This is a genomic window from Streptomyces sp. NPDC026538 (assembly GCF_055567535.1).
Genome location: NZ_JBVHQG010000011.1, coordinates 138,230 through 157,623, shown reverse-complemented (window position 1 = coordinate 157,623; position 19,394 = coordinate 138,230). Strand labels below are relative to the sequence as shown.

Annotated in this window: 13 protein-coding genes; 9 read left to right on the top strand and 4 right to left on the bottom strand. The window is 70.8% G+C overall.

Going from position 1 to position 19,394, the window contains the following annotated elements; all coding sequences use genetic code 11:
- Window positions 1-44: 44 nt before the first annotated feature.
- Window positions 45-1,244, bottom strand: coding sequence for a CAP domain-containing protein (locus ACZ4N4_RS35850; protein WP_467596745.1), 1,200 nt, complete (start codon window positions 1,242-1,244; stop codon window positions 45-47).
- A 190-nt stretch (window positions 1,245-1,434) separates the two neighbouring features.
- Here ACZ4N4_RS35850 and ACZ4N4_RS35845 point away from each other — a divergent pair, with 190 nt between their 5' ends.
- The 4 genes from ACZ4N4_RS35845 (at window position 1,435) to ACZ4N4_RS35830 (ending at window position 8,012) form a co-directional block, all read left to right on the top strand.
- A complete protein-coding gene (locus tag ACZ4N4_RS35845) occupies window positions 1,435-1,716 on the top strand; it encodes an acylphosphatase (RefSeq protein WP_089098517.1) in 282 nt (93 codons plus the stop codon).
- A 380-nt stretch (window positions 1,717-2,096) separates the two neighbouring features.
- Window positions 2,097-2,300 carry a hypothetical protein gene (locus ACZ4N4_RS35840; protein WP_360484835.1) on the top strand — a complete coding sequence of 68 codons (204 nt, stop codon included), beginning with the start codon at window positions 2,097-2,099 and terminating at the stop codon, window positions 2,298-2,300.
- Between the two features lie 270 nt (window positions 2,301-2,570).
- On the top strand, window positions 2,571-6,296 hold the full coding sequence (locus ACZ4N4_RS35835; RefSeq protein WP_467596742.1) for an AAA family ATPase: 3,726 nt from the start codon (window positions 2,571-2,573) through the stop codon (window positions 6,294-6,296).
- A gap of 297 nt (window positions 6,297-6,593) precedes the next feature.
- Entirely contained in the window at window positions 6,594-8,012 is a 1,419-nt protein-coding gene (locus tag ACZ4N4_RS35830; protein ID WP_467596739.1) for a sugar porter family MFS transporter, read from the top strand.
- 151 nt (window positions 8,013-8,163) lie between these two features.
- On the opposite strand, the gene ACZ4N4_RS35825 is transcribed toward ACZ4N4_RS35830, so the two are convergent.
- A complete protein-coding gene (locus tag ACZ4N4_RS35825) occupies window positions 8,164-9,135 on the bottom strand; it encodes an LLM class flavin-dependent oxidoreductase (protein ID WP_467596736.1) in 972 nt (323 codons plus the stop codon).
- A 57-nt stretch (window positions 9,136-9,192) separates the two neighbouring features.
- Window positions 9,193-10,665 carry a cytosine permease gene (locus ACZ4N4_RS35820; protein WP_467596734.1) on the bottom strand — a complete coding sequence of 491 codons (1,473 nt, stop codon included), beginning with the start codon at window positions 10,663-10,665 and terminating at the stop codon, window positions 9,193-9,195.
- Window positions 10,666-10,793: 128 nt separating this feature from the next.
- Here ACZ4N4_RS35820 and ftsY point away from each other — a divergent pair, with 128 nt between their 5' ends.
- On the top strand, window positions 10,794-11,987 hold the full coding sequence (gene ftsY, locus ACZ4N4_RS35815) for a signal recognition particle-docking protein FtsY (RefSeq protein WP_453573541.1): 1,194 nt from the start codon (window positions 10,794-10,796) through the stop codon (window positions 11,985-11,987).
- A gap of 228 nt (window positions 11,988-12,215) precedes the next feature.
- Here the strand turns inward: ftsY and ACZ4N4_RS35810 are convergent, their stop codons facing one another.
- Window positions 12,216-12,872 (bottom strand): bifunctional DNA primase/polymerase, encoded by a 657-nt coding sequence (locus tag ACZ4N4_RS35810; protein WP_453573544.1) that lies wholly within the window; start codon window positions 12,870-12,872, stop codon window positions 12,216-12,218.
- Window positions 12,873-13,329: 457 nt separating this feature from the next.
- Between ACZ4N4_RS35810 and nsdA the strand changes: the two genes are divergently transcribed.
- The 4 genes from nsdA to ACZ4N4_RS35790 all read left to right on the top strand — a co-directional run bounded on the left by nsdA (window position 13,330) and on the right by ACZ4N4_RS35790 (window position 19,310).
- Window positions 13,330-14,814, top strand: a complete 1,485-nt coding sequence (gene nsdA, locus ACZ4N4_RS35805) for a transcriptional repressor NsdA (protein WP_453573667.1) — start codon at window positions 13,330-13,332, stop codon at window positions 14,812-14,814.
- A gap of 334 nt (window positions 14,815-15,148) precedes the next feature.
- On the top strand, window positions 15,149-16,486 hold the full coding sequence (locus tag ACZ4N4_RS35800; protein ID WP_450766022.1) for an ammonium transporter: 1,338 nt from the start codon (window positions 15,149-15,151) through the stop codon (window positions 16,484-16,486).
- On the top strand, window positions 16,483-16,821 hold the full coding sequence (locus tag ACZ4N4_RS35795; RefSeq protein WP_093498850.1) for a P-II family nitrogen regulator: 339 nt from the start codon (window positions 16,483-16,485) through the stop codon (window positions 16,819-16,821). Before ACZ4N4_RS35800 ends, ACZ4N4_RS35795 begins: the two co-directional genes overlap by 4 nt.
- 35 nt (window positions 16,822-16,856) lie before the next feature.
- On the top strand, window positions 16,857-19,310 hold the full coding sequence (locus tag ACZ4N4_RS35790; RefSeq protein WP_453573548.1) for a [protein-PII] uridylyltransferase: 2,454 nt from the start codon (window positions 16,857-16,859) through the stop codon (window positions 19,308-19,310).
- Window positions 19,311-19,394 lie beyond the last annotated feature (84 nt).

The following is a 19,394-nucleotide window of genomic DNA, read 5'->3' as shown; positions in this document are numbered from 1 at the left end:
TGCGCTAACTGTCGGTTAGCGCACCCTTCAGCGGTCGGGACGTGTCAGTAGCCGAAGTCCTGCGTCCACCAGGGGCCGCCCGAACCGAAGTGCACGCCGACCCCGAGGGTCTTGAAGTCGCAGTTCAGTATGTTGGCGCGGTGGCCCTCGCTGTTCATCCAGGCGTCCATGACGGCCTGGGCGGTGGCCTGGCCCCGGGCTATGTTCTCGCCGCCCAGGTTGGCTATGCCGGCGGCCGCGGCCCGGTCCCACGGCGTCTTGCCGTCCGGGTCGGTGTGGTCGAAGAAGTCCCGCGCGGCCATGTCCTCGCTGAACGTCTCGGCCAGCTTGGTCAGGGACGAGTTCACGGACAGCGCGCTGCAGCCGACCTTGGCCCGCTCCTCGTTCACCAGTTTGAGTACCTCGGCCTCGGCGGCGGCCGCCTCGGACACGGTGACCGGCGCGGCGGTCTTCACCGGCGCCTTGGTGGCCGACCTGGTGGGCGTGGCCGTCGCCTTCTTGGACGGCGTGGCGCTGGGCGCCGGCTTCTCGGACGCCGTCTTCGTCGGCGCGGGCGACGAGGAGGCGGAGGCCGGGGCCGAGGCGGACGCGGCGGCCGTCTCCGTGGGCGAGCCGGAGCGCTGGGTGTCCCGGCTGGTCGAGGAACCGGTGTCCCGGCTCTCGGCGCTGCCGGAGGTGCCGCCCTGCTCGGCGGCCGTGTTGCTGGGAGCCCCGTCGGCCTGCACCCGGTCGCCGCCGGTGGTGCTGGTGTTGCCGCCGAGCTTGTAGTTCTCCAGGCCCGGTACCACGCCGGTGGCCACCGCGACGGTGCCGATGGCGACGGCGGCCGAGACGCCGAGCAGGCCCGTGCGCATGGGCCGTGCGGCCTTCTTCCTGCGCCGGTGCCCGCTGCCGCCCGCCGGGGAGCCGCCGATGACCGGGGCGAACTCCTCGCTGGAGAAGACGGCCGTGTCGTCGGCCCGGGCGTAGTCCTGTTCGTTCGCGTACAGGTAGGCGGAGCTACGCGCGTTGGCGTCGGCCCGGGTGTAGTCCTCTTCGTTCGCGTACAGGTAGGCGGAGCTACGCGCGTTGGCGTCGGCGTAGGCCTCCTGGTGCAGGTAGGCCGCGGTGCCCGTCCCGAAACGGAGGCCCGCGTACGAGTCCTGCGGCTCGTGGCCGCCTATGTAGGGGCCGTCGTTCTCCGTGACCCCCGTGGCGCGGCCCGTGGCGGCGCGGCCGGCGTCGGAGCGTCGGTGGCGTCCCATGTCCTTGCCTTCTTCCCTCGTCCTCGCGGTCGGCGTCGACCAGGGGCCGGTGTGGCCAATGACTCCTTCTGGTCAACCAGACTCACTCGATCGAGTGAGTTTCAGATGAGATTCATTGGGTGGGGACGGTACCGCATGGCGGGGAGGGCGGAAGTGCTCCGTGTGACATTGGCCGGTTAGGTTGCACTCTATGAGCGAGGATGTACGACTGGTCGCCTGGGTCCGTGGACGGGTGCAGGGGGTGGGATTCCGCTGGTTCACCCGGGCCAAGGCGCTGGAGATCGGCGGCCTGAGTGGTTTTGCTCTCAATTTGGGCGACGGTCGCGTGCAGGTGGTCGCGGAGGGCTCCCGGACGGGCTGCGAAGGCCTGCTCGACTGGCTCCAGGGCGATGACACGCCCGGGCGGGTGGAGGGTGTCACCGAGATCTGGGACACACCCCGCGGCGGTTACGACGGCTTCGCCATCCGCTGACCCGTCGTGCGAAGACCCGCAGGCACAAGCGGAGCGAACTGCCACCGGCATGTGCCCACAGCGGGAATGGCCTGGTGGTTGCCAATAATCGCTTGTCGTGGCAGGCTCCGCGCATAAGGATGATCGCCACACTCCGAGGGCCCCGCTGGAGACGCAGCGCCGCCGGTCCTGAGCCGCGCGCGCCCGGGTTCGCCCGCCAATACAGGCGTGATCGTGTTGACCGTCAAACTTTTTGGTGAGACGCTGAAAGCCCCGCGCACCTTAGCTGTTTGGCATGGAGCAACACGCGAGTAACACTCGGATGTGTCAAGCACCGCGGGTGCGATCCCTCACGACCCACACCGCTACGGTCGGTCACTCAGTGTGGAGGACCATCCATCATGGCAAAGGCGCTTCTCGGTTACGTCGGCGGCTCCGACCCGCGACTCCTCGCCGAGATGCGACGGCTCCAGCAGCGTGTCCAGGACCTCGAATCCGAGCTCGGACGGATTCAGGCCGAGAACGACGCGCTGACGGCTGCCGCTTCTCCCGACAGGATCATGGAGAGCATCGACGCAAACCAGGCGGAGCCTGCGCTCACCTGATCGCTGCATCGCTCCACAACAGCACATGCGGCGGTCGGGCAGCCCTTTCAACCGCTAAGTTCTCAAGATCTGCAAGGGACGCCCCGGCGTCCCTTCTTTTCTTTCCTGTCCCTCTGGCCTGCCCCCGCGCCCCCGTGCCCGGCACCTTCCAGCCCCGCGCATCCTTTCACCTTCTTTAACGTCTGGTGTGCCCTGCATGTTCATGCGCGAAACCGCGCGGTTGCGAGGGGTCGTGGAGTGCGCTAGCGCCGCCGGGTAAAGTCCGACGGCGTGCATCTCAAGGCCCTGACCCTTCGCGGGTTCAAGTCGTTCGCCTCGGCGACCACGCTCCGGTTCGAGCCGGGGATCACGTGTGTCGTCGGTCCGAACGGCTCGGGCAAGTCCAACGTCGTGGACGCGCTCACCTGGGTCATGGGTGAGCACAGTGCCAAGTCGCTGCGCGGCGGCAAGATGGAGGACGTCATCTTCGCCGGCACCACCGGCCGCCCGCCGCTGGGCCGCGCCGAGGTGTCCCTGACCATCGACAACTCCGACGGCGCGCTGCCCATCGAATACGCCGAGGTCACCATCACGCGGATCATGTTCCGCAACGGCGGCAGCGAGTACCAGATCAACGGCGACACGTGTCGCCTCCTCGACATCCAGGAACTGCTCTCCGACTCCGGCATCGGCCGTGAGATGCACGTCATCGTCGGCCAGGGCCAGCTGGACTCCGTCCTGCACGCCGACCCGATGGGCCGCCGGGCCTTCATCGAAGAGGCGGCCGGTGTACTGAAACACCGCAAGCGCAAGGAGAAGGCCCTCCGCAAGCTGGACGCGATGCAGGCCAACCTCGCGCGCGTGCAGGACCTGACCGACGAGTTGCGGCGCCAGCTGAAGCCGCTGGGCCGCCAGGCGGCGGTGGCCCGCCGGGCCGCCGTCATCCAGGCGGACCTGCGCGACGCGCGCCTGCGCCTGCTCGCCGACGACCTCGTACGACTGCGCCAGGCGCTGCAGAGCGAGATCGCCGACGAGGCCGCCCTCAAGGAACGCAAGGAAGCCGCCGAGCAGGAGCTGAAGAAGGCACTCCAGCGCGAGGCGCTCCTGGAGGACGAGGTGCGCCGGCTCACGCCACGCCTGCAGCGCGCCCAGCAGACCTGGTACGAACTGTCCCAGCTCGCCGAACGTGTCCGCGGCACCATCTCGCTGGCCGACGCCCGGGTGAAGAGCGCCACCTCCACGCCCCCCGAGGAGCGGCGCGGCCGCGACCCCGAGGACATGGAGCGCGAGGCCCACCGCATCCGTGAGCAGGAGGCCGAGCTGGAGGCGGCCCTGGAGGCGGCCCAGCACGCCCTCGACGACACCGTCGCGCACCGTGCCGAACTGGAGCGCGAACTGGCCCAGGAGGAACGGCGCCTGAAGGACGTGGCCCGTTCCATCGCCGACCGCCGGGAGAGCCTGGCCCGGCTGAACGGCCAGGTCAACGCGGCCCGTTCACGTGCCGGCTCGGCCCAGGCGGAGATCGACCGGCTGGCCGCCGCCCGTGACGAGGCCCAGGAGCGGGCGGTCTCGGCGCAGGAGGAGTACGAGGCGCTCAAGGCGGAGGTCGACGGCCTCGACGCGGGTGACGAGGAACTGGCCGGCCGGCACGAGCAGGCCAGGCTGCGGCTCGCCGAGGCGGAGGCGGCCCTGACGGCGGCCCGCGAGGCGACCACCGCGGCGGAACGCAGTCGCGCCGCCACCCAGGCCCGCCGCGAGGCGCTGGCGCTTGGCCTGCGCCGCAAGGACGGCACCGGCATACTGCTCGGCGCCCGGGACCGCCTCACCGGAGTCCTGGGCCCGGCGGCGGAACTGCTGACGGTGACCCCGGGCCACGAGGTCGCCCTGGCCGCGGCCTTCGGCACGGCGGCCGACGCCGTCGCGGTGACGACCCCGACCTCGGCGGCCGACGCGATCCGCCTCCTCCGCAAACAGGACGGCGGCCGAGCAGCCCTCCTCCTGTCGGGTGCCCCTGAACCGTCCCTGGCTGGAGCGCCCCAAGGGGGCGCGGGCAACGGCGCGCCCGGCCACGACGGCGCGGCAGCCGACGGACGACCGCACTTCCCCTCGGGGGGGCCTGCCGAGGGAGCATCCCCCAGGGACACGGGGCCGCATCCCTACGCGGCTCCGCCGCAGGGCGTCCGAGACGACCGACGCCCCCTCCCGGCACCCCCGTCAGGGACCCCCGCCGCCGATCTCGTCCGTGGCCCCGCCGACCTGATGCCCGCCGTCCGCCGCCTCCTGCACGGCATCGTCGTGGTCGACACCCTCGAAGCCGCCGAGGAACTCGTCTACCGCAGGCCCCACCTCACCGCCGTCACCGCCGAAGGCGACCTCCTCGGCGCGCACTTCGCGCACGGCGGCTCCGCGGGCGCCCCCAGCCTCCTCGAAGTACAGGCCTCCGTCGACGAGGCCGCCGCCGAACTCGAGGAGCTGGCGGTCCGCTGCGAGGCACTGGCCGAGGCCCAGCAGGCCGCCCAGGAACACCGCAAGGCGTGCACCGCACAGGTCGAGGAGCTGGCCGAACGCCGCCGCGCCGCCGACCGGGAGAAGTCGGCCGTCGCCCAGCAGCTCGGCCGGCTCGCCGGACAGGCGCGCGGCGCGGCCGGTGAGGCGGAACGTTCCACGGCGGCGGCCGCCCGCGCCCAGGAGTCCCTCGACAAGGCCCTGGAAGAGGTCGAGGTACTGGCCGAGCGGCTCGCCGTGGCCGAGGAGATGCCGGTCGAGGAGGAGCCGGACACCTCGGTGCGCGATCGTCTCGCCGCCGACGGCGCCAACGCCCGTCAGACCGAGATGGAGGCCCGCCTCCAGGTCCGTACCCACGAGGAGCGGGTCAAGGGCCTCGCCGGCCGCGCCGACTCCCTCGACCGCGCGGCCCGCGCGGAACGCGAGGCACGCGCGCGTGCGGAACAGCGCCGGGCCCGGCTGCGCCACGAGGCCGCGGTCGCGGAGGCCGTCGCCGCCGGCGCCCGCCAACTGCTCGCGCATGTCGAGGTCTCGGTCGGCCGGGCCGACCGGGAACGGGACGCCGCCGAGGCCGCGAAGGCCCGCCGGGAGCAGGAGCTGACCGCCGCCCGCAGCACCGGCCGTGACCTCAAGGCGGAACTCGACAAACTCACGGATTCAGTTCACCGGGGCGAGGTACTCGGCGCCGAGAAGCGGCTGCGGATCGAGCAGCTGGAGACCAAGGCGCTGGAGGAGCTCGGTGTCGAACCGGCGGGACTCATCGAGGAGTACGGACCGCATCAGCCGGTGCCGCCCTCGCCCCCCGCCGAGGGCGAGGTGCTGCCGGACGACCCCGAGCACCCGCGCAACCAGCCCAAGTCCTTCCACCGGGCCGAACAGGAACGGCGCCTCAAAGCGGCCGAGCGGGCCTACCAGCAGCTCGGCAAGGTCAACCCGCTCGCCCTGGAGGAGTTCGCGGCTCTTGAGGAACGGCACAAGTTCCTCAGCGAGCAGCTGGAGGACCTGAAGAAGACCCGCGCCGACCTGCTTCAAGTGGTGAAGGAGGTCGACGAACGCGTCGAGCAGGTCTTCACGGAGGCGTTCCGGGACACGGCCCGCGAGTTCGAGGGCGTCTTCAGCCGTCTCTTCCCGGGCGGCGAGGGACGGCTGATCCTGACCGACCCCGACAACATGCTCACCACGGGCGTGGACGTCGAGGCCCGGCCGCCGGGCAAGAAGGTCAAGCGGCTCTCCCTGCTGTCGGGTGGCGAGCGTTCGCTGACCGCCGTGGCGATGCTGGTGTCGATCTTCAAGGCGCGGCCCAGCCCGTTCTACGTCATGGACGAGGTGGAGGCGGCCCTGGACGACACCAACCTCCAGCGGCTGATCCGGATCATGCAGGAGCTGCAGGAGTCGTCGCAGCTGATCGTGATCACGCACCAGAAGCGCACGATGGAGGTCGCCGACGCGCTCTACGGCGTCTCCATGCAGGGTGACGGTGTGTCGAAGGTCATCAGCCAGCGGTTGCGCTGACGCCGGGTCTTGGCCGACGGTTCCGGGTGCGGCGCCGTTGTGGCTGGTCGCGCAGTTCCCCGCGCCCCTTCGGGGCACGTCACCTTCGCCTTTTCTTCAAGAAGTGAACGCATCTTCCTTGCGTGGTATCTGCAACTTCACACCGTACCCGGTATTGACTTCGAAACTTGAAGGCATAGTCTCTGCAACGTTGCTTTTACCTTCAGGTGTGAGCGGTGTGAAGTTGTGCGCCACTTGAACCTGAAAGGGCTCACCCCCACCCCCGGCAGCGCTGCCGGGTGGCCCGAGGAGTTTTTTGTGACCAGCACTGCGCAGGCACCCAATTCAGGAGCCGGGACGGCTCACCCCGATCATCTCGGGCATGTCATCTTCATCGCGGCGGCCGCCGCGATGGGCGGGTTCCTCTTCGGCTACGACAGCTCCGTCATCAACGGTGCCGTCGAGGCCATCCGAAGCCGCTATGACATCGGGTCCGCCGCCCTGGCCCAGGTCATCGCCATCGCCCTGATCGGCTGTGCCATCGGTGCCGCGACCGCCGGGCGGATAGCCGACCGGATCGGCCGTATCCGCTGCATGCAGATCGCCGCCGTGCTGTTCACCATCAGTGCCGTCGGTTCGGCGCTGCCCTTCGCCCTGTGGGACCTCGCCTTCTGGCGGATCATCGGCGGCTTCGCCATCGGTATGGCCTCCGTGATCGGCCCCGCCTACATCGCCGAGGTCGCTCCGCCCGCCTACCGAGGCCGCCTCGGTTCCTTCCAGCAGGCCGCGATCGTCGTCGGCATCGCCATCTCGCAGCTGGTCAACTGGGGTCTGCTCAACGCCGCCGGCGGCAACCAGCGCGGCAAGCTGATGGGCCTGGAGGCCTGGCAGGTCATGCTGGGCGTCATGGTGATCCCGGCCGTCCTGTACGGCCTGCTCTCCTTCGCCATCCCCGAGTCCCCGCGCTTCCTGATCTCCGTCGGCAAGCGTGACCGTGCCCGCGAGATCCTCGAAGAGGTCGAGGGCGACAAGATCGACCTGGACGCCCGCGTCGCCGAGATCGAGCACGCGATGAAGAGCGAGCACAAGTCGACGTTCAAGGACCTGCTCGGCGGCTCCTTCTTCTTCAAGCCGATCGTCTGGGTCGGTATCGGTCTCTCGGTCTTCCAGCAGTTCGTCGGCATCAACGTCGCGTTCTACTACTCCTCGACGCTGTGGCAGTCGGTCGGTGTGGACCCGACGGACTCGTTCTTCTACTCCTTCACGACGTCGATCATCAACATCATCGGCACCGTGATCGCGATGATCTTCGTGGACCGGATCGGCCGCAAGCCGCTGGCCCTCATCGGCTCGGTCGGCATGGTCGTCGGCCTCGCCCTGGAGGCCTGGGCCTTCTCCTACCACCTGGTCGACGGCAAGCTCCCGGCCACGCAGGGCTGGACCGCGCTGGTCGCCGCGCACATCTTCGTCCTCTTCTTCGCCCTGTCCTGGGGCGTGGTCGTGTGGGTCTTCCTCGGCGAGATGTTCCCGAACCGGATCCGCGCCGCCGCGCTGGGCGTGGCCGCCTCCGCACAGTGGATCGCCAACTGGGCCATCACCGCGAGCTTCCCGTCGCTGGCCGACTGGAACCTCTCCGCGACCTACGTGATCTACACGGTCTTCGCGGCCCTCTCCATCCCGTTCGTCCTCAAGTACGTCAAGGAGACGAAGGGCAAGTCCCTGGAGGAGATGGGCTGACCCTCGTCACGAGGCCCCCGACTCGAGGAGAAGGGCCAAGTCCCCGCTGCCCCTCTCCTCGTACCCTCCGTCGCCCCGCCCGGTCACTGCCCGGGCGGGGCGGCGGTTCATGGTTCGCCTGTCACTCGATCCGCCGCACCCCTGTCTTCCGCTACGAGGTCAGCGCGGGAAGCACGGCCTCTCCGAAGAGGCGCAGGCTGCGCCAGCCCTCTTCCACCGGCATGCCGCCCGCCAGGGGGTGCAGGACGAGGTTGTCCAGGCCGGCCGCCACGCACTCCTCCGGCGTGAGGATGCGGTAGACGCCCTCCGCGCGGAGTTCCTCCACCGTCGTGGCCGACGAACGCACCGCCGAGTGGATGTCCCCCGACTGCCAGGACGCGTACGTCCGGGCCTCGTGCAGGAAGTGCTGCCCGTACCGCGCCCATGCCCGGTCCGGGTCCTCGGCGATGTGCAGCAGCGGCGTCTGGGCCGTCGGCATCATCGTCCAGCCCTCCGTGCCGTACTCGGTGAGCTTCTCCTTGTAGTACGCCTCCAGCTCCGGCAGATGCGCGCTGGGGAAGAACGGCAGGCCGAGCCGGGCGGCACGGCGGGCGGCGGCCTTGGAGGAGCCGCCGACCAGCAGCAGCGGGTGCGGATCGGTGAAGGGACGCGGTGTGACCCGTACCGTACGGCCCCGGTACGCGAACTCCTCCCCGGTCCACGCCTTGAGCACCGTCTCCAGCACCTCGTCCTGCAGCCGCCCCCGCCGCTTCCACTCCACGTCGAACAGGGCGTACTCCTCCGGCCGGTAGCCGATCCCGGCCACCGTCACCAGCCGCCCCCCGCTGAGCAGGTCGAGGACCGCGATGTCCTCCGCCAGCCGCAGTGGGTCGTGCAGCGGGCCGATCACCGCCGAGACGGTCACCGCGATGTTCCGCGTCGCCCCGAACACCGCGCCCGCGAAGGTGAACGGCGACGGCAGCCAGTTGTTGTCGACCCCGTGGTGTTCCTCGGTCTGGACCGTGGTGACCCCGTGCTCGTCGGCGTACCCGGTCATCTCCACGGCGGCCCGGTAACGGGCGCCCAGGGAGGCGGAGTCGGCCCCGGGCTCGACGAGGTTGAAGCGAACGACCGAGACGGGCATGGGAGTTCCCCTTCACCTTGGCCGGGCGGGTGTGCGGGGACAGTAGCTGACGGTACGTCAGACAGCCAGAGGCGTGCGCTCGCCGGCCCCGGCCGCCACCACCGCCGGCTTCGGCAGCACCGCGTACAGCAGACCCGAGACGACGATCGTCGCGATCCAGCCCAGCCCGTATCGGCCGACCGGGTTGTCCGCGGCGAACGGGCCGGTGAACCAGTCGGACCTGGTGAACAGGAGCCCGGCCAGCAGGCCGAGCGCCCAGGCCGTGACGGCGGCGGGGGAGAAGCCCGCCCGGTACCAGTAGGCACTGGTGCGGCTGGTGTCGAGGAGCGCCGTGGCGTCGTACTCCCGGCGCCGGAGCATGTCGATCCCGAACACGCCCACCCATGCCGAGAACGCCACCGCCAGCAGGGACAGGAAGGCGATGAACGAGCCCATGAACGAGGTCGCCGCCAGCATCAGCACCCCGCCGAGGACCAGCGAGATCACCGCGTTGACGGAGACCGCCCAGTGGCGGGGGAGCCGGAAGCCGAGCGTCTGCGCGGTGAAGCCCGCCGAGTACATCGACATCGCGTTGATCAGGAGCATGCCGACCAGGGCGATGAGCAGATAGGGGACCGCGAGCCACAGCGGGAGGATCTCGCCGAGGAAGGAGACCGGGTCGCTCGCCCTGGCGAGGTCCGGCGTGCCGGACGCCATCACCGCACCCATCAGGACCATGGGGAGGACGACGATCGCGGCGCCGCCGACCGTGTTGCGTACGATCGCCGCCGAGGGCGCCGTGCCCGGCAGGTACCGCGTGAAGTCCGGCGAGGCCGGCGCCCAGCTCATCCCGCCCGCCGCGATCAGCCCGACTCCGGTGACCATCGCCGCCGTGGGACCGGCGGGCTGCCCGAGCACCCTGCTCCAGTCCGTCACCGCGATCAGACGGCCGAGGACCAGCAGGGTGAAGGCGCCGAACAGCCAGGTCGCCCAGCGGTTGCACCGCCGCACCGCCCTGATGCCCATGCCCGAGATCACGAACGTGGTGATCACGAAGAGCAGCAGGGTGGCGATGATCAGGACGGTGTTGCTCCTGATCCCGAAGAGGACGTCCAGGACCGTCAGCAGCGCATAGGCGCCGGTCACCGCGTTGATCGTCTCCCAGCCCCAGCGTGCCACCCAGATCAGCGCGCCGGGCAGCAGATTGCCGCGCTGTCCGAAGACCGCGCGGGACAGGGCCATGCCCGGTGCGCCGCCCCGTTTGCCCGCGATGCCGACCAGCCCGACCAGGCCGTACGACACGATCGGCGCGGTGGCGCCGACCGTCAGGGCCTGCCAGAAATTCAGTCCGAACGAGACCGCCAGGCTCGCGCCCACGGTGAGCAGCAGGACGCTGATGTTGGCGGCGATCCAGGTGGGGAGCAGCCCGCGGGGTGTCGCGGTGCGCTCGGAGTCGGGGACCGGTTCGAGGCCCCGGGTTTCGAGGCCGTGCTGCTCCAGCGACTCTTCCAGATGTTCGAGGGCGCCATCGTGGTGGGCGGTGGTGCTCATGAGCAGTCATCGTACTTTAGTCCGACGAATACCCCCAAAGAGGGCACCGCGATTCGGAGGATCGTCCGGAAACTCCCTCGCGAGGGAACAAAGTCGTGCCCGGGGGAGGGATGGATACTGGACGGGTTATGGAAACCGTCATCCTTGCTGTAGTCATCGCCGTGGTCGTGCTCGGCGCGCTCGGCGGGCTGGTCATCGGCAGCCGGCGCAAGAAGTCGCTGCCCCCGCCGCCCCCCTCCGCGCCCGACATCACCGCCCCCCCGGCCGAGCCGCACGTCGGCGACGAGGCCGAGACGCCGCGCGACGAACCGCGCCGGACGATAGAGGAGGTCGACCTTCCCGACGGCTCGGCTCCCGTCGTCGTCGAAGAGCCCCCGGCTCCCGAGATCGAGATCCCCGAGCCCACGGCCGGCCGTCTGGTCCGGCTGCGCACCCGGCTCTCCCGATCCCAGAACGCGCTCGGCAAGGGGCTGCTCACGCTGCTCTCGCGCGAGCACCTCGACGACGACACCTGGGAGGAGATCGAGGACATCCTGCTCACCGCCGACGTCGGTGTGCAGCCCACCACCGAGCTGGTCGAACAACTGCGCGAGCGCGTCAAGGTGCTCGGTACCCGCACCCCCGAGGAGCTGCGCGGGCTGCTGCGCGAGGAGCTGCTCAAGCTGGTCGGCACCGATGCCGACCGCGTGGTGAAGACCGAGCCCGCCGACCGCAAGCCCGGCATCGTGATGGTCGTCGGCGTGAACGGCACCGGCAAGACCACCACCACCGGCAAGCTCGCGCGCGTGCTCGTCGCCGACGGCCGTACGGTCGTCCTCGGCGCCGCCGACACCTTCCGGGCCGCCGCCGCCGACCAGCTCCAGACCTGGGGCGAGCGGGTGGGCGCCTACACCGTGCGCGGGCCGGAGGGCGGGGACCCCGCCTCCGTCGCCTTCGACGCGGTGAAGGAGGGCAAGGAGATGGGGGTGGATGTCGTACTGATCGACACCGCCGGGCGTCTTCATACCAAGACCGGGCTCATGGACGAGCTCGGCAAGGTCAAGCGGGTCGTCGAGAAGCACGCCCCGCTGGACGAGGTGCTGCTCGTCCTGGACGCCACCACCGGACAGAACGGCCTGGTCCAGGCCCGGGTGTTCGCCGAGGTCGTCGACATCACCGGCATCGTGCTCACCAAGCTGGACGGCACCGCCAAGGGCGGCATCGTGATCGCGGTCCAGCGCGAACTGGGCGTACCCGTCAAGCTCATCGGCCTCGGCGAGGGCGCGGACGACCTGGCACCGTTCGAGCCGGAGGCGTTCGTTGACGCCCTTATCGGGGAGTAGCGGGCGGGTAGCGAATTCACCGGCCTGCGTGAGAGGCGCCCGTTCCCGACGTGTGGTCGGGGACGGGCGCTTCCGCACGGTGGGCCCGAGCCGCCGCTCGCGCGGACCTGGCCGCCCACCGTCGTGGCTCCCGGACGGAGGGCCGCGGTGGCCGGGCGGCGAGAAGAAGAGCCCCGCCGCATGGTGCAGATGCGACGGGGCTCTCCGCTGTCGGCCCGGCGAAGCCGGCTATGCCCGCGACCGGTGCGCCACGTACGCCAGTGTCCCCAGCAGCAGCCTCGCCGTCGGTGGCTTCGTCGCCGAGTCCAGGGCCGGCGGCCGCAGCCAGCGCACCGGGCCCAGGCCGCCCCGGTCGGACGGCGGCGCGGTGATGTGCGTCCCCGCGCCTAGACCGCGCAGGTCCAGGGAGGTCGGGTCGTCCCAGCCCATGCGGTAGAGCACTTCGGGGAGTTCGGCGGCGGCGCCGGGGGCGACGAAGAAGTGCGCGCGGCCCTCGGGGGTGGCGCTCACCGGGCCGAGCGGCAGCCCCATGCGCTCCAGGCGGACCAGGGCGCGGCGCCCGGCGGGTTCGGCGACCTCGATCACGTCGAACGCGCGGCCGACCGGCAGCATCACCGCCGCGCCCGGGAACTCGCCCCAGGCCTTGGTGACTTCGTCGAGCGTGGCCCCGGCGGACACCTGGGGCGCGAAGTCCAGCGGATGCGCTCCCGGCGCGGGACAGTCGGTGTGCCCGCACGAGCACGCGCCGGCCGCGGCCCGGGCCCCCGGGACCACGTCCCAGCCCCATAGGCCGGTGAACTCGGCGACGGTGGTGCAATCCGATGAACGACCGCGCCGACGTGTACCGGAGCGGATCTCGCGAATGCCGCCGATCGTGAAGCCCATGCCCCCTCCAACGGGTCCGGCGCGCCGGTGGTTACGACACGGAACGAGACGGAAACGGAACGTGACGCCAGAACTCCGCCTTCCCTCGTGCCCGCGAGGTCAAGGCGGCGCCTGGAAGTGCTACCGGTGGTGCACCTGGGACTGTGCGCCCCCGAGTGCACCGCTCCGCCTACTCCCGGCCGTCCTATGTCAAGTGAATCGCGCCGAGGCCATCGTGAGTTCATTCGATGGGGTGGCGAATGGTGGCGTTTCCGGGATCGCCATGGTTGGAGCAGTGATCGTAGGATTACTTTGAGTGCACGAGGCCTGGGGGCACATGCACTCGTGGGTATGCCGGAGGCAACTCGGTATCCCGTTCGAAGGGTGAGAACTGCGGGCGGACGGCCGTATTTACCGGCATTCTGATAGGGCTTGGCGCATCCGGCAACAAGTGGTCTCAGGGATGGGGGCGTTCCAAGTGGGCGGCAACGGCGGAAGCGGGACGACCGCGGCCAGTACGGACAAGCGCCCCAATGAGCTGCTCAACTCGTGGTTCGTGCGCAGCGGCTGGTCCAAGGGCGAGCTGGCGCGGCAAGTGAACCGCAGGGCACGCCAGTTGGGGGCCAACCACATCTCGACCGACACGTCGAGGGTGCGCCGCTGGCTCGACGGGGAGAACCCGCGCGAGCCGATCCCGAGGATCCTCTCCGAGCTGTTCTCCGAGCGCTTCGGCTGTGTCGTCTCGGTCGAGGACCTCGGTCTGCGGGCCGCCCGCCAGTCACCCTCGGCGACCGGCGTCGACCTGCCCTGGACGGGCCCGCAGGCGGTGGCCCTGCTCAGCGAGTTCTCGCGCAGCGACCTGATGCTGGCGCGGCGCGGCTTCCTCGGAACCTCGCTGATCCTGTCGGCGGGCCCGTCCCTCATCGAGCCCATGCAGCGCTGGCTCGTCCCCTCACCCACCGCCTTGTCGCAGGCCTCCGAGCCGGCGGCCGACTCCCGGCGCCAGGGCCGCCTCTCCCGGCCCGAGCTGGAGCTCCTGGAGTCCACCACGGTGATGTTCCGTCAGTGGGACGCCCAGTGCGGCGGCGGCCTGCGCCGCAAGGCGGTCGTCGGCCAGCTGCACGAGGTCACCGACCTGCTCCAGGAACCCCAGCCCGAGGCCACCACCCGCAAGCTCTTCCAAGTCGCCGCCGAACTGGCCGAACTGGCCGGCTGGATGTCGTACGACGTCGGGCTCCAGCCCACCGCCCAGAAGTACTTCGTGCTCGCCCTGCACGCGGCCAAGGAGGCCGGCGACAAGCCGCTGGGCTCGTACATCCTCTCCAGCATGAGCCGCCAGATGATCCACCTCGGCCGGCCCGACGACGCCCTGGAGCTGATCCACCTCGCCCAGTACGGCAGCCGGGACTGCGCGAGCCCGCGCACCCAGTCGATGCTGTATGCGATGGAGGCCCGCGCCTACGCCAACATGGGCCAGCCCGGTAAGTGCAAGCGCGCGGTCCGGATGGCCGAGGACACCTTCGCCGAGGCCGACGAGTGGGACGAGCCGGACCCGGACTGGATCCGCTTCTTCTCCGAGGCCGAGCTCTACGGCGAGAACAGCCACTCCTTCCGCGACCTGGCCTACGTCGCCGGCCGCAGTCCCACCTACGCCTCCTTGGCCGAGCCCCTGATGCAGCGGGCCGTGGAGCTGTTCGCCAAGGACTCCGAGCACCAGCGGTCGTACGCACTGAACCTCATCGGCATGGCCACCGTGCACCTGCTGCGGGGCGAGCCGGAGCAGAGCACGGTTCTGGCCTCCGAGGCCATGGGCATCGCCAGGAAGGTGCGCTCGGAGCGCGTGAACACTCGTATTCGAAAGACGGTGGACGCGGCCGTCCGTGACCACGGCGATCTCGCCGCGGTCGTCGACCTCACCGAACAGCTCGCCGTCGACCTGCCGGAGACCGCCGAGGCGGTCTGAACCCCGGCCCACCCCAGACCCCGGCCGCGGCCGGCCCTCCCGAACTGCCCGACTCGGCTCCCCCATGCCAGGTCATCGGAAGGCCGCCGCGGCCGGTTCTCTCCGTCCGGGAGAAGGTTGCGCCACGATAACGATCCCGCAGCCCGGCATCTCGCAGTTCATCGACGCGTAACACGCAGGGCGTCTTCGTCACTCCGGCGAAACAACGAGGGGCAACGACCGAAACGGCGCTGCGCCAATCTCATGGCGCATAACCGGCCCACCCCCCGCTTGACCGGACCGCTCTCAGGCATCGCCCGCACCCAGGGCCGTACCAATCGACGAGGAGACGCCGATGGCACCAGCCATCATGCTTGCCGCGGAGGCACCCAAGCTGTCCTCCGCGAACACAGGCTTCATGCTCATCTGTTCCGCCCTGGTGCTGCTCATGACGCCGGGACTCGCCTTCTTCTACGGAGGCATGGTCCGCGTCAAGAGCACGCTGAACATGCTGATGATGAGCTTCGTCAGCATCGGGATCGTCACCATCCTGTGGGTCCTCTACGGCTTCTCCCTTGCCTTCGGCTCCAGCAACGGCTTCATCGGCTTCAACTCCGACTGGCTGGGGATGAGCAACGTCGGCCTGACGGAGCTCTGGGACGGCTACACGATCCCGATCTTCGTCTTCATGGTCTTCCAGATGATGTTCGCGGTCATCACACCGGCCCTGATAAGCGGCGCCATCGCGGACCGCGTCAAGTTCTCGGCCTGGGCGCTCTTCGTCGCCCTGTGGCTCACGATCGTCTACGTCCCGGTCGCCCACTGGGTCTGGGGTGCCGACGGCTGGGCCTACAAGCTCGGTGTGATCGACTTCGCCGGTGGTACCGCGGTCCACATCAACGCCGGTGCCGGCGCCCTCGGCGTGATCCTGGTCATCGGTAAGCGGGTCGGCTTCAAGAAGGACCCGATGCGCCCGCACAGCCTTCCGCTGGTCATGCTCGGCGCCGGTCTGCTGTGGTTCGGCTGGTTCGGCTTCAACGCGGGCTCGTGGCTCGGCAACGACGACGGCGTCGGCGCGCTGATGTTCGTCAACACGCAGGTCGCCACCGCCGCCGCCATGCTGGCCTGGCTCGCCTACGAGAAGATCCGCCACGGCGCGTTCACCACGCTGGGCGCCGCCTCCGGCGCGGTCGCGGGTCTGGTCGCGATCACCCCGTCCGGTGGTGCGGTCTCCCCGCTCGGCGCGATCGCCGTCGGCGCCATCGCCGGTGTCGCCTGTGCAGCGGCCGTCGGACTGAAGTTCAAGTTCGGCTACGACGACTCCCTGGACGTCGTCGGCGTCCACATGGTCGGCGGCATCATCGGCTCCCTGCTCATCGGCTTCTTCGCCACCGGCAAGGGCCAGTCCGCCGCGACCGGCGTCTTCTACGGCGACCACTCCTTCACCCAGCTGTGGAAGCAGTTCGCCGGTGTCGGCGCGGTCCTCGCCTACTCCCTGGTGGCCTCCGCGGTCCTCGCCTTCCTCCTCGACAAGACCATCGGCATGCGGGTCTCCGAGGACGACGAGGTCTCCGGCATCGACCAGGCGGAGCACGCCGAGACTGCATACGACTTCAGCGGGGCGGGCGGCGGTGTCGTCGGCACCGTCTCCGCCGCGGCCCTGGCCGGCTCGAGCAAGAAGGTGGACGCATGAAGCTCATCACCGCCGTCGTGAAGCCCCACCGGCTCGACGAGATCAAGGAGGCCCTGCAGGCCTTCGGCGTCCACGGCCTCACGGTCACCGAGGCCAGCGGCTACGGTCGGCAGCGCGGACACACCGAGGTCTACCGTGGTGCCGAGTACACGGTCGACCTGGTGCCCAAGATCCGCATCGAGGTGCTGGCCGAGGACGAGGACGCCGAACAGCTGATCGACGTCATCGTCAAGGCCGCCCGCACCGGCAAGATCGGTGACGGCAAGGTCTGGTCCCTCCCGGTCGAGACCGCCGTTCGGGTCCGCACGGGTGAGCGCGGACCGGACGCACTGTAGAACAGAACCATCTGAATACAGGCAGGAGTCGCTGGGTGACGGGCACGGACGTTCGGAACGACGCAGAGAACACGGGACCCAGCGGCTACGCGGCGGCCCGGCTGCGCCTCCTCACCGAGGGGGCGCGGTCCGGGCCGTCGCGCCGTACCGCCCTCGCCGAACTCACGGACGGCTGGCTGACCGGCCTGTTCGCGGCGGCCACCGAGGGCATCAAGGGTGGCGTCTCCCTGGTCGCCGTCGGTGGCTACGGCCGCGGCGAGCTCTCGCCACGCAGCGACCTGGACCTCCTGCTGCTGCACGACGGCGCCGACTCCGGCGCGGTGGCCGCCGTCGCCGACCGGCTCTGGTACCCCGTCTGGGACCTGGGCCTGGCCCTCGACCACTCCGTACGCACGCCCGCCGAGGCCCGCAAGACCGCCGGTGAGGACCTCAAGGTCCAGCTGGGCCTGCTCGACGCCCGCCACATCGCCGGTGACCTGGGCCTGACCTCCGGACTGCGCACCGCGATCCTCGCCGACTGGCGCAACCAGGCGCCCAAGCGCCTTCCCGAACTCCAGGAGCTCTGCCTCGAGCGCGCCGAACGCCAGGGCGAGCTGCAGTACCTCCTGGAGCCGGACCTGAAGGAGGCCCGCGGCGGGCTGCGGGACGCCACCACCCTGCGGGCCGTCGCCGCCTCCTGGCTGGCGGACGCCCCGCGCGAGGGCCTCGCCGAAGCCCGCCGGCGCCTGCTCGACGTCCGTGACGCCCTGCACCTCGCGACGGGGCGTGCGACCGACCGCCTCGCGCTTCAGGAGCAGGACCAGGTGGCGGCCGAGCTGGACCTCCTCGACGCCGACACCCTGCTGCGCCAGGTCTACGAGTCCGCGCGGGTCATCTCGTACGCCAGTGATGTCACCTGGCGTGAAGTGGGGCGCGTGCTGCGTTCGCGCGCCGTCCGGCCACGGCTGCGCGCCATGCTGGGCGGCGGCAAGCCGGTCGCCGAGCGCTCCCCGCTCGCGGAAGGGGTGGTGGAACAGGACGGCGAGGTGGTGCTCGCCCGCGCCGCGCGCCCCGAACGCGACCCCGTGCTCCCGTTGCGCGCCGCGGCCGCCGCCGCGCAGGCCGGCCTCCCACTCTCCCTGCACGCCGTCCGGCGCATGGCGGCCACCGCGCGCCCCCTGCCCACGCCCTGGCCCGCCGAGGCGCGTGAGCAGCTGGTCACGCTCCTCGGCTCCGGCCGCCCGACCGTTGACGTCTGGGAGGCGCTGGAGGCGGAGGGCCTGATCACCCGGCTGCTGCCCGACTGGGAGCGGGTCCGCTGCCGGCCGCAGCGCAACGCCGTGCACATCTGGACCGTCGACCGGCACCTCATCGAGACCGCCGTCCGCGCCTCCGAGTTCGCCCGCCGTGTCCACCGCCCCGACCTGCTCCTGGTCGCCGCGCTGCTGCACGACATCGGCAAGGGCTGGCCGGGGGACCACTCGGTGGCCGGCGAGATCATCGCCAAGGACGTGGCGGCCAGGATCGGCTTCGACCGCACGGACGTGGCGGTCCTGTCGACGCTCGTACGACACCACCTGCTGCTCATCGAGACCGCCACCCGGCGCGACCTGGAGGACCCGGCCACGGTCCGGCTGGTCGCCGAGGCGGTCGGCAGCCAGGGCACCCTGGAGCTGCTGCACGCCCTCACCGAGGCCGACGCGCTGGCCACCGGCCCGGCCGCCTGGTCGTCCTGGCGGGGCTCGCTCGTCGCCGACCTGGTCAAGCGGGTCTCGGCGGTCCTCGCCGGGGACAGCGCCGACGAGCCCGAGCCCGGCGCGCCCACGGCCGAACAGGAGCGGCTGGCCATCGAGGCCTTCCGCACCGGCGGCCCGGTGCTGTCGCTGCGGGCCCAGACCGAACCGGCGGCCGAGGACGAGCCGTCCGGCGACCCCGAGCCGCTCGGTGTGGAACTGATCATCGCCGTACCGGACCAGCCCGGCGTCCTCCCGGCCGTGGCCGGCGTCCTGGCCATGCACCGCCTCGCCGTCCGCACCGCCGAGCTGCGCTCCCTCGAGCTGCCCGACGACGTCGACGACGGCACCGTCCTGCTCCTGGACTGGCGCGTCGCCGCCGAGTACGGCTCCCTGCCCCAGGCAGCCCGCCTCCGCGCCGACCTGGTCCGTGCCCTGGACGGCTCCCTGGACATCGCCGGACGCCTCGCGGAGCGGGACGCGGCCTACCCGAGGCGCCGGGGCTGGGTGGCCCCGCCACCGCGCGTGACGGTGGCCTCGGCGGCCTCCCGGCACGCCACGGTGATCGAGGCACGGGCCCAGGACGCACCCGGGCTGCTGTTCCGGATCGGGCGGGCGCTGGAGGACGCCGGGGTACGGGTGCGCAGCGCGCATGTCAGTACGCTCGGCTCGAACGTCGTCGACGCCTTCTACGTGACCGGCACCGACCACGCGCCGCTGCCCGCGGAGGAGGCGAGCTCGGTGGCGCGAAAGCTGGAGGAGACGCTGAGGGCCTGAGCGGACGGTTGTGCAGGGCGGGGACCACTTCCTTGCGCGGCCGGATACCCTGGAAGACGCTCACCGCCCCCGACTCCGAGGACC

What these genes read in the sequence shown, in the direction of transcription:
- ACZ4N4_RS35850 (WP_467596745.1), bottom strand. Translation starts at nt 1,244, where the DNA reads ATGGGACGCCACCGACGCTCCGACGCCGGCCGCGCCGCCACGGGCCGC.
- ACZ4N4_RS35810 (WP_453573544.1), bottom strand. Translation starts at nt 12,872, where the DNA reads ATGGGCTTCACGATCGGCGGCATTCGCGAGATCCGCTCCGGTACACGT.
- ACZ4N4_RS35845 (WP_089098517.1), top strand. Translation starts at nt 1,435, where the DNA reads ATGAGCGAGGATGTACGACTGGTCGCCTGGGTCCGTGGACGGGTGCAG.
- ACZ4N4_RS35840 (WP_360484835.1), top strand. Translation starts at nt 2,097, where the DNA reads ATGGCAAAGGCGCTTCTCGGTTACGTCGGCGGCTCCGACCCGCGACTC.
- ACZ4N4_RS35795 (WP_093498850.1), top strand. Translation starts at nt 16,483, where the DNA reads ATGAAGCTCATCACCGCCGTCGTGAAGCCCCACCGGCTCGACGAGATC.
- ftsY (WP_453573541.1), top strand. Translation starts at nt 10,794, where the DNA reads ATGGAAACCGTCATCCTTGCTGTAGTCATCGCCGTGGTCGTGCTCGGC.
- ACZ4N4_RS35825 (WP_467596736.1), bottom strand. Translation starts at nt 9,135, where the DNA reads ATGCCCGTCTCGGTCGTTCGCTTCAACCTCGTCGAGCCCGGGGCCGAC.
- ACZ4N4_RS35820 (WP_467596734.1), bottom strand. Translation starts at nt 10,665, where the DNA reads ATGAGCACCACCGCCCACCACGATGGCGCCCTCGAACATCTGGAAGAG.
- ACZ4N4_RS35800 (WP_450766022.1), top strand. Translation starts at nt 15,149, where the DNA reads ATGGCACCAGCCATCATGCTTGCCGCGGAGGCACCCAAGCTGTCCTCC.